8 protein-coding genes and 1 tRNA gene are annotated in these 8,773 nt (G+C 58.8%); 7 read left to right on the plus strand and 2 right to left on the minus strand.

Annotated features, from left to right (window positions below; translation table 11 throughout):
• Positions 1-356: 356 nt before the first annotated feature.
• Positions 357-1,661, minus strand: a complete 1,305-nt coding sequence (locus NW863_RS02115; protein ID WP_414334600.1) for a CmpA/NrtA family ABC transporter substrate-binding protein — start codon at positions 1,659-1,661, stop codon at positions 357-359.
• 213 nt (positions 1,662-1,874) lie between these two features.
• On the opposite strand from NW863_RS02115, the gene NW863_RS02120 reads away from it, so the two are divergent.
• The 7 genes from NW863_RS02120 (at position 1,875) to NW863_RS02150 (ending at position 8,177) form a co-directional block, all read left to right on the plus strand.
• Positions 1,875-2,957, plus strand: coding sequence for a tocopherol cyclase family protein (locus NW863_RS02120; protein ID WP_414334598.1), 1,083 nt, complete (start codon positions 1,875-1,877; stop codon positions 2,955-2,957).
• A 150-nt stretch (positions 2,958-3,107) separates the two neighbouring features.
• Positions 3,108-3,181 (plus strand) — tRNA-Arg (locus tag NW863_RS02125).
• Between the two features lie 119 nt (positions 3,182-3,300).
• Positions 3,301-5,775, plus strand: coding sequence for an ATP-dependent Clp protease ATP-binding subunit (locus NW863_RS02130; RefSeq protein WP_414364112.1), 2,475 nt, complete (start codon positions 3,301-3,303; stop codon positions 5,773-5,775).
• A 161-nt stretch (positions 5,776-5,936) separates the two neighbouring features.
• On the plus strand, positions 5,937-6,569 hold the full coding sequence (locus NW863_RS02135) for an ATP-dependent Clp protease proteolytic subunit (protein WP_414364113.1): 633 nt from the start codon (positions 5,937-5,939) through the stop codon (positions 6,567-6,569).
• 17 nt (positions 6,570-6,586) lie between these two features.
• Positions 6,587-6,958: a Uma2 family endonuclease gene (locus tag NW863_RS02140; protein ID WP_414364114.1), complete on the plus strand. Its 372-nt coding sequence runs from the start codon at positions 6,587-6,589 to the stop codon at positions 6,956-6,958.
• 78 nt (positions 6,959-7,036) lie between these two features.
• Positions 7,037-7,648 (plus strand): ATP-dependent Clp protease proteolytic subunit, encoded by a 612-nt coding sequence (locus NW863_RS02145; protein ID WP_414364115.1) that lies wholly within the window; start codon positions 7,037-7,039, stop codon positions 7,646-7,648.
• Between the two features lie 298 nt (positions 7,649-7,946).
• On the plus strand, positions 7,947-8,177 hold the full coding sequence (locus tag NW863_RS02150; RefSeq protein ID WP_414364116.1) for a hypothetical protein: 231 nt from the start codon (positions 7,947-7,949) through the stop codon (positions 8,175-8,177).
• Here NW863_RS02150 and NW863_RS02155 read toward each other — a convergent pair.
• Positions 8,174-8,773, minus strand: a 600-nt coding sequence (locus NW863_RS02155; RefSeq protein ID WP_414364117.1) for a chromophore lyase CpcT/CpeT, incomplete at its 5' end; no start/stop codon positions are given. The genes NW863_RS02150 and NW863_RS02155 overlap by 4 nt on opposite strands.

An 8,773-nucleotide genomic window follows, 5' to 3' on the forward strand; every position in this document is an offset into this window, starting at 1 on the left:
TTCCTTGGACGGGCAAACACAAGGACTGCAAGCTCGACAAAACTCTCACAACAATCAGTAAAATCAGCGCCCCCATCGCTATCGAGAGGATGAGCTTGTCCCAGTGGGACTGAGCCGGTCTCTCGAAGCAGGGATCCCTGGAGTATTCCCGCGGAACGTGAAGTAGAGCTAACATAGCCGATCCTCGCCATAGCGTTCAGAAATCTTCATCAGAATCCTTCAAAAGGCGCAAGGCTAACAGTTTAACTCGATGGGAGCGGGCAGCTCGGCCCAGCTTTTTTTAACTCAATGGAATCCCGCCAATGGTCTGGATCTCTACTACACAAGAAGCACGTCTATGTTGACCTGAGCCGAGACTAGGCCCTCTTGATTTTCAGGCTGTTCAAGTAGGCCTGGGGATCTTGAGGGTCAAACACCACCCCATCGAAGAAACGCTCCGTTCCTCGCGAAGTGTTGCTGGGAATGTTCTTCACCCCCAAAGCCTGGGCGGCCTCGCGCCAGAGATCTTCGCGGTTGACCTCATCCACCAGACGGCGGGCAGTATCCAGATCCTTGAGGAAGCGAGCGTGGAAGCCCCAACGCAGCGATTCCGTCAAGAACCACAGGTCATGGCTCTTGTAGGGATAGGAGACGCTGCCCCGCCCATCTTCCCAGTACAGGGGCCCGGCGCTGAAATCTTGAACAGCCGGCTTGCCGTCTCCCAATTCGTACTTGCCCTGAAAAGGAGGCGTGAGAACCTCGACCGGCACATTTAGATAAGCACGCCCCGAAAGGATGCGCACCAGCTCTTCACGGTTGGCCGGATCGTCGCACCATTGCTGCGCTTCCATGACCGCCATCAAAGTGGCCTGCGTGGCCTTGGGGTTTTTCTCCACCCAGTCGGCGCGAATGGCCAAGTATTCTTCAGGGTGAAAAGGCCAAATCTGCTGGGTGAGAGCCGCCATGAAGCCGATTTTATCGGCCACAATCCGGTAGGGCCAGGGATCCCCGGTGCTAAAAGCATCCATGGTGCCATTGCGCATCCCCTGCACCGTCTCGGCAGAGGGTACCGCCAACAGGTCGATGTCTTGATCCGGATCTATCCCCCCAGCAGCCAGCCAGTAGCGGATCCAAAAATCTTGATTGACGTTGGGGAAGGTATGGGCGGCCTTGAATTTGCGTCCGTTGCTGGCGCTGAAATTTTTGATGTAGTCTGCGGCTCCGGAAACATCCAGCCCCAAGCCCTTGCCCGCATGCATTCCGGCAATGGCAATCCCGTTGCCTTGGGTGATCAACTGGCACAGAACCGCCATGCGTACCGGCTGGTTGTTGGTGATGGCGCCGATGTGGATCATATGGGGCATCGGCATCTGCCACTGGCCGCCGTCAATGCCCCCACCCGCCGAGCCGATCACCACGTTGTCGCGGGCTGCCGGCCAACTGGCCTGCTTCAACACCTCTACGCCGGTCATGCCGTGCTTGGCGAAAAAGCCCTTCTCCTTGGCGATGATCAGAGGGGCAGATTCCACAATCGGAATAAAACCCAGCCTGAGGTTGGGGGTTTCCGGGCCGCTGGCTTGAGCAACCCAGTAGCCCGTACTGGCCCGTGCTAGGCTGCCACTCACAAGCCCACCCACTGTGGCTGCACCCGCGGACAACAAAAAGCTGCGACGTGATGTCATGATCACCTCATCTTTGACAGAATATGTGAGCGCCAAGCAAAACCTTTCCAGTTCAAGCCGCTAGACCGACGGATTCCCCTCGTAAAGAAATCCTTAAATCTCAGCTTGGTTGATATCCTAAAAGCAGACAGGCATAGAGACAATACAATTATTCTTTTGATATCTATAGGTTTCTCTCTATCTTCTAGTAATTCTCGAAGGAGTTGCTCTCCGGTGGCAGAGGGCTTTAAGCAAAACGGCTCAACGGATGGGGGATCCCTGCCCCATGCCGGCTATCACTGGGACGGTTGTGCCGAGCCGTTTTTTGAAGGTTGGTACAGCCGTGTCACCTTGCCCGGGGATCCGCCCCTCAGCTTTGCCTTCATGTACGCCATCGATCCCAGGCGAGGAGGCATGGCGCAGGTGTTGGGGCCGGACGAGGAGCTGCAGTGGCGCACCTTCCCCAACCCGCAGCGCTTCTGGGCCAGTTGGCGGCATCTGGCCTTGGGGCACTCCGGCGGGCCAGGCGAGAGCTGGCGAGGGCTGCAGGAGCCCCTCACCTTTTTCCAGCGCACCGCCAGCGGCTACCAATACAGCGCCCACCTCAACCAAGGGATCCTGCCAGATCCCACCCGGGCCGAGCCGGTTCGCTGGCTCTATCGCATCCAACCCTGCTGCGCCTATGGGATCCCGCCGCGGGCCACCATGGGAGCCTGGTCTTATCTGCCCATCTTTGAGCCGGGCTGGCAGATCCTGATGAGCCACGGCCTGGCCAGCGGCTGGGTGGAGTGGCGGGGCAGGCGCTACGCATTCGAGCAGGCTCCCGCCTACGCCGAAAAAAACTGGGGGCAGAGCTTCCCTCGTCGCTGGTTTTGGATCCAGTGCAACGCTTTTCCCGACCATCCCGGCCTCAGCCTCACCTGCGCCGGAGCCGAGCGACAGGTGCTCACCCGCCCCGAAGAAGTCGCCTTAATCAGCTTGCATGGGTGGGGATCCCAGCCTTTTTTGGAATGGCGGCCCGGCCAAGCGCGGCTAAGCTGGCAGGTAGATCCCTGGGGATCCTGGCAGGTGCGCGGTGAGGGATCCCACTGGTGCATCCAAGTAGAAGGTCATACACGGCAGCCTGGGCAAACCGTCTTCACCCCTGGCCCGCAAGGGATGCGGCGCAACTGCCGCGACACCTTGGCCGGCCATCTACAAGCCCGCCTGTGGCGGCGCAACGGCCAAGTCTGGATCCAGGTGCTCACGGCCAGCAGCTCCCAAGCCGGCCTCGAGGTGGGGGGAGAAGTTCTGCGCTCCTGGCCAGGGCATTGTTGAACCTTGGCGGATATCTACACCCCCCTTGGACTTTCCCAAAAACGCTCTTGTGCTAGAATACCTAAGCCACACTGATAGGCGTCCATCTCTGAAGAGGAGAGACAGGTCTTCAACCGTGGCTGTTTTGCTTTTCCTGTAGGTAGATAGCTTGCGCCTGTAGCTCAGTGGACTAGAGCACGTGGCTACGGACCACGGTGTCGGGAGTTCAAATCTCTCCAGGCGCGTTACGATCCCAGATGATTTTTCGTCTGGGGTATTTACCCTACCTTAGTTGGCCTGAATCCTGTGTTAGGATTAGGCCTATCAAGTCCGCCTTGATGCAGGCGTAGGGAGCCCGAGGATCATGTTTGAACGCTTTACAGAAAAAGCCATCAAGGTGATCATGCTGGCCCAGGAGGAGGCCAGACGGTTAGGTCACAATTTCGTTGGCACTGAGCAAATCTTGTTGGGGTTAATCGGCGAGGGCACTGGGGTCGCCGCCAAAGTTCTCAAGTCCATGGGAGTGAACTTGAAGGACGCCCGCATTGAAGTCGAGAAAATTATTGGCCGGGGATCCGGCTTTGTGGCTGTCGAGATCCCTTTCACTCCCCGCGCCAAGCGAGTGCTGGAGCTCTCCTTGGAGGAAGCTCGCCAGCTCGGCCACAACTACATCGGCACTGAGCACCTGCTCCTGGGCCTGATCCGCGAAGGGGAAGGGGTAGCCGCTCGCGTTCTGGAAAACCTGGGGGTGGATCTGTCCAAGGTGCGCACCCAGGTGATCCGCATGTTGGGCGAGACCGCCGAAGTGACGGCAGGGGGTGGATCCTCCAGCCGCACCAAAACGCCAACCCTGGACGAATTCGGCTCCAACCTCACCCAATTGGCCCAAGAGGGCAAGCTGGATCCGGTGGTGGGTCGGACGCGGGAGATCGAGCGGGTGATCCAGATCTTGGGCCGCCGCACCAAGAACAACCCCGTCCTCATCGGCGAGCCGGGCGTCGGCAAGACCGCCATTGCCGAAGGTTTGGCCCAGCGCATTGTGCAGGGGGATGTGCCCGACATCTTGGCCGACAAGCGGGTAGTCAGCCTGGATATCGGCCTGTTGGTGGCCGGCACCAAGTACCGCGGCGAGTTTGAGGAGCGCCTCAAGAAAATCATGGATGAGATCCGCAACGCCGGCAACATCATCCTAGTCATCGACGAGGTGCATACCCTCATCGGAGCCGGGGCTGCCGAAGGGGCCATCGATGCTGCCAACATCCTCAAGCCCGCCCTGGCCCGCGGCGAACTGCAGTGCATCGGCGCCACCACGCTGGATGAGTACCGCAAGCACATCGAGCGAGATGCCGCTCTGGAGCGTCGCTTCCAACCCATCATGGTGGGCGAGCCGAGCGTTTCAGAGACAATCGAGATCCTGTTTGGCCTGCGGGAGCGCTACGAGCAACACCACAAGCTGAAGATCTCCGACGCGGCTTTGGAGGCAGCGGCCAAGCTGGCCGACCAGTACATCTCCGACCGCTTCCTGCCGGACAAGGCCATCGACCTCATCGACGAGGCGGCTTCACGGGTGCGCCTGATCAACTCGCAACTGCCGCCGGCGGCGCGGGAGCTGGATCAGGAGCTGCGGCGGGTGCTCAAGGAGAAGGATGCCGCAGTGCGGGCCCAAGACTTCGACAGGGCCGGTGAGCTGCGGGATCGGGAGATGGAGATCAAGCAGCAGATCCGCGCCATTGCTGCTGCCAAGAAGGCTGAGGAAAGCAGCCGCGAAGAGATGCCGGAGGTCACCGAAGAGGACATTGCCCAGGTGGTGAGCGCCTGGACAGGGGTGCCGGTGGCCAAGCTGACCGAGAGCGAGTCAGAGAAGCTGCTGCACATGGAGGAAACCCTGCACCAGCGCATCATCGGCCAAGATGAGGCGGTGCGGGCCATTTCCCGTGCCATTCGTCGCGCTCGCGTGGGGCTAAAAAACCCCAACCGCCCCATCGCCAGCTTCATCTTCTCCGGCCCAACAGGGGTAGGCAAAACCGAGCTGACCAAGGCCCTGGCGGCCTACTTCTTCGGCTCCGAGTCGGCCATGATTCGCCTCGACATGTCGGAGTACATGGAGCGGCACACGGTCAGCAAGCTGATCGGATCCCCGCCCGGATATGTCGGCTACAACGAGGGGGGCCAGCTCACGGAAGCGGTGCGGCGCCGTCCCTACACGGTGGTGCTCTTCGACGAGATCGAGAAAGCCCACCCGGATGTGTTCAACCTGCTGTTGCAGATCCTAGAGGATGGCCGCCTGACCGACGCCAAGGGCCGCACGGTGGACTTCAAAAACACCCTGATCGTGATGACCTCTAACATCGGCTCGAAGGTCATCGAGAAGGGCGGCGGCAGCCTCGGCTTCGAGTTCAACACCAACGACGAAGATGCGAACTACAACCGCATCCGCAACCTGGTGCACGAGGAGCTGAAGCAGTACTTCCGCCCCGAGTTCCTCAACCGGGTGGACGAGATCATCGTCTTCCGGCAACTGACCAGGGATGAAGTGAAGCAGATCGCTGATATCCTGCTCAAGGAAGTGTTCGACCGCATGAGGGAGAAGAAAATTTACCTCACGGTCAGCGATCGCTTCAAGGATCTGCTGGTGGAGGAGGGCTACAACCCCAGCTATGGGGCACGTCCGCTGCGCCGCGCTATTCAGCGCCTGTTGGAAGACATCTTGGCGGAAGAGATCCTGACTGGCCATGTCAAAGAGGGCTCGGAAGTCCTCATCGATGTGGACGAGGAGCGTAAGCCCAAGGTGCTGGTCACAGAGCCGGAGCGGGTTCTCTTGCCGCAGGGAGCGGAGTAAAGCTGCCGCGGGACATCTGAGTCTCCCCCTCCGGTTCTGGTTCCTAGGAAGACAAGGGATCCGCTGCTGTTCTCGGATCCCTTGCTCTTATCCTTCGTCTGTGTTGCTGTTCTAGGCAGTTGTCTTTAGAGTCAAGAGATTGGCCGTAGGAGAACTTTGGCATGGTGCAATCGACCTACTACTATGGCGGCGCTCCGGTTCGGACTCCGCCTCCCGATTTGGCCTCGCTGCTGCTGCAGGAGCGCATTGTCTACCTGGGCCTGCCCCTAGCAGAGGAGTCGAATGCCAACGTCACCAAGCTGATTGTGGAACAACTGCTGTATTTGCAGTACGAGGATCGGGAAAAGCCGATCAAGATGTACATTAACTCGACGGGCACTTACAACTACGACACGGCAGCGTTTGCCATTCTGGATACGATGAACTACATCAAGCCGCCGGTGCATACCATCTGCATTGGCAATGCCATTGGCATGGCGGCCATGCTGTTGGCGGCGGGCGCCAAAGGGTTCCGGGCCAGCTTGCCCAATGCCACAATCGTGCTGCATCAGCCCTACGGTGGCACTCGCGGACAGGCCAGCGATATTGAAATTCGCACCCGCGAGATCTTGACCTTGCGCAACATGATGCTGGAGGAACTATCCCGCAGCACGGGTCAGCCTCTGGAGCGCATCAAGAAGGACACAGAGCGGCTGTTTTTCATGACTCCGGAAGAGGCCAAGGCCTACGGCCTTATCGATCAGGTGCTGACCAGCTCCAAAGTCCTGCCGAAGTTGGCAACAGCCAAAAATTAAAACAGCGGGATCCGTCAATGGTTCAAGTCCCTGTACAGCCTTTAACGGCGGAGGAGTACTTACGCCTCACGGACTGGCCTTATGAAGGACGGCTTGAACTTGAAGACGGGTATATCCGGGAAGTGCCAACTGAGGAGCGCATTAACACCCCCGTTGAGCTGTTTCTGATTGCAGAATTTCGGCTGCGCATGCCCCCACCGCTGCTGGTGAATGAAAAACGCGATTATCAAGACAAACGCAAAGACTATGCTACCGGTGGGATCCCGGAATACTGGATTGGGGATCCTGCCAAGCAGTTCGTTTCCGTGTTCGCTGGGTTGGTGGGGAATACGAAGACGAGGTTAAAACCAGCCCTGAACGCATTGTTGCCTCGGTTTTGCCCCAGCTAGATTTGAGCGTGGAAGAAACCCTGCAAGCGTGTCGTTCTGTGTAGTGTTCCGTGCTGCATCCTTTGTCAGGAGATACCTATGCCAATTGGAGTGCCTCGCGTTCCCTACCGTCTGCCCGGTGAGCCCTACAGCCAGTGGATCAGTCTCGATGACCGCCTCTACCAAGAGCGGATCCTGTTTATCGGCGAGCCCATCGATGACAATTTGGCCAATACTATCGTGGGGGTGATGCTCTACCTCAACTCCCAGGATCCCCAAAAGGATATTGTGATGTACATCAACTCTCCCGGCGGCTCTGTAACGGCGGGCATGGCCATCTACGACACCATGAACCACGTCAAGCCCGACATTGTTACCGTTTGCGTGGGCCAAGCAGCCTCGATGGCGGCCTTTTTGCTGGCTGCCGGCACCAAGGGAAAACGCTTTGCCCTGCCTCACTCCCGCATCATGCTGCACCAGCCTTCTCTGGGCACGATCCAAGGCCAGGCCAGCGATATCGAAATTCGCGCCCGCGAAACTTTGCGGGTCAAACGGCGCATGAATGAGCTCTTGGCGCAAATGACTGGCCAGCCGCTGGAGAAAATCGAGCGGGATGTGGAGCGGGATTTCTACCTCTCGGCTACGGAAGCCCAGGCCTACGGCATTGTAGATCGGGTGATCCAAGAGCGCTCGGAAGCAATGGCCAGCTAGGGGGGATTTTGGCTCGTCGCAAAAAGACGGCCTGGGCAAGCTCCTGAGTAAGATAGGGATCCAAAGGCTGACTCTCTTTTGCTTGGCCGTTTGACGGGCCTGGATCGAGTGCTCCTGCCAGCAGGTGTGACGTTCCTTGGCTTATACGGTGTTGGTTCTGGGGTGCCGGGAGATGGGCTGAGGATCCCTGGGGTAGCTAGGATAAGGCGGGGTGAACCGAAAGCATTGGGTCAAAAGGAGTAGTGGATGGGCCAGTCTGCTGGTGTTCCTGCTGTATCCACCGAATCAGGCTTTGGCTTTGCCCCCGGCTTCTGAAATCCCTGAGGAGGTGCTGCGGGCGGAGCCAGGTTTGCAGGCTCGCTCGCCGGTCGATAATCAGCCCCTCACTGCTGGCGAAGCTCTGCAACTCCAAGCAGCCCTGGCAGCCCGGCCCGAAACCGGATCTATTTCTCCAGAGGTGGAGCGGCTGATCTTTTTGCTCAAGCTGCGCAAAGGGTTGCGCGACCTGTTTCCTTTTTTGTTTCCCTAACCTTTGATCCGGCTTTCGCCCTCTCCCCAAGGGCGAGGAGGGATCCCTTTCTGGTAGCAGTAGGGGCCGGCGCGGGATCCCCAAGTCTGCTGGCCAGTGGTGGCGTCAAAGCCGCGATCCCAGGTGATGAATTCCTGAGCCGTGAGATCAAATTCGATGTGGATGTAGGTGCTGTCGCCGGGGTTGAGACGGCAGCCGCCGCCGGGCAGCATCTCGCCGTGAAAGCAGCCTGGGCGTTTCTCCACCAAAATACGACAGCCAGGCAAGTGCTCCAGGTCGGACAACGAAAGCTGCGCCAAGCGCTGCGGCTCCTGGGAGGCGCCTGCCCAAGCTACTTGATCCCGTAACTTATAGTTCTCAATCCGCAAGGGATCGGCCAACACCTGCAGCACTCGGCTGCGGTAAAATCGGCCCGGTGTGTGCTCGTTAAATTGCTCGGTAAAAAAGCCGATTCCTTCTGAAAAGAGGTGGGGAACGCGCACGTACCAAAGGCTCACCGGCACAAACCACACGGGCTCTGCCATTGCTTGGGCGCGGTTGCTGTAGTAACCTTCCAGCCAATCGGCAAAAGTATTGAGGTCGGAGTCGGCAGTTGC

Source organism: Synechococcus sp. B60.1 (assembly GCF_047462555.1).
GTDB lineage: Bacteria > Cyanobacteriota > Cyanobacteriia > Thermostichales > Thermostichaceae > Thermostichus.

Bases quoted from the DNA above. Each gene is read 5' to 3' on its own strand.
- NW863_RS02140 (WP_414364114.1), top strand. From the start codon at position 6,587: ATGGTTCAAGTCCCTGTACAGCCTTTAACGGCGGAGGAGTACTTACGC.
- NW863_RS02145 (WP_414364115.1), top strand. From the start codon at position 7,037: ATGCCAATTGGAGTGCCTCGCGTTCCCTACCGTCTGCCCGGTGAGCCC.
- NW863_RS02130 (WP_414364112.1), top strand. From the start codon at position 3,301: ATGTTTGAACGCTTTACAGAAAAAGCCATCAAGGTGATCATGCTGGCC.
- NW863_RS02135 (WP_414364113.1), top strand. From the start codon at position 5,937: ATGGTGCAATCGACCTACTACTATGGCGGCGCTCCGGTTCGGACTCCG.
- NW863_RS02115 (WP_414334600.1), bottom strand. From the start codon at position 1,661: ATGACATCACGTCGCAGCTTTTTGTTGTCCGCGGGTGCAGCCACAGTG.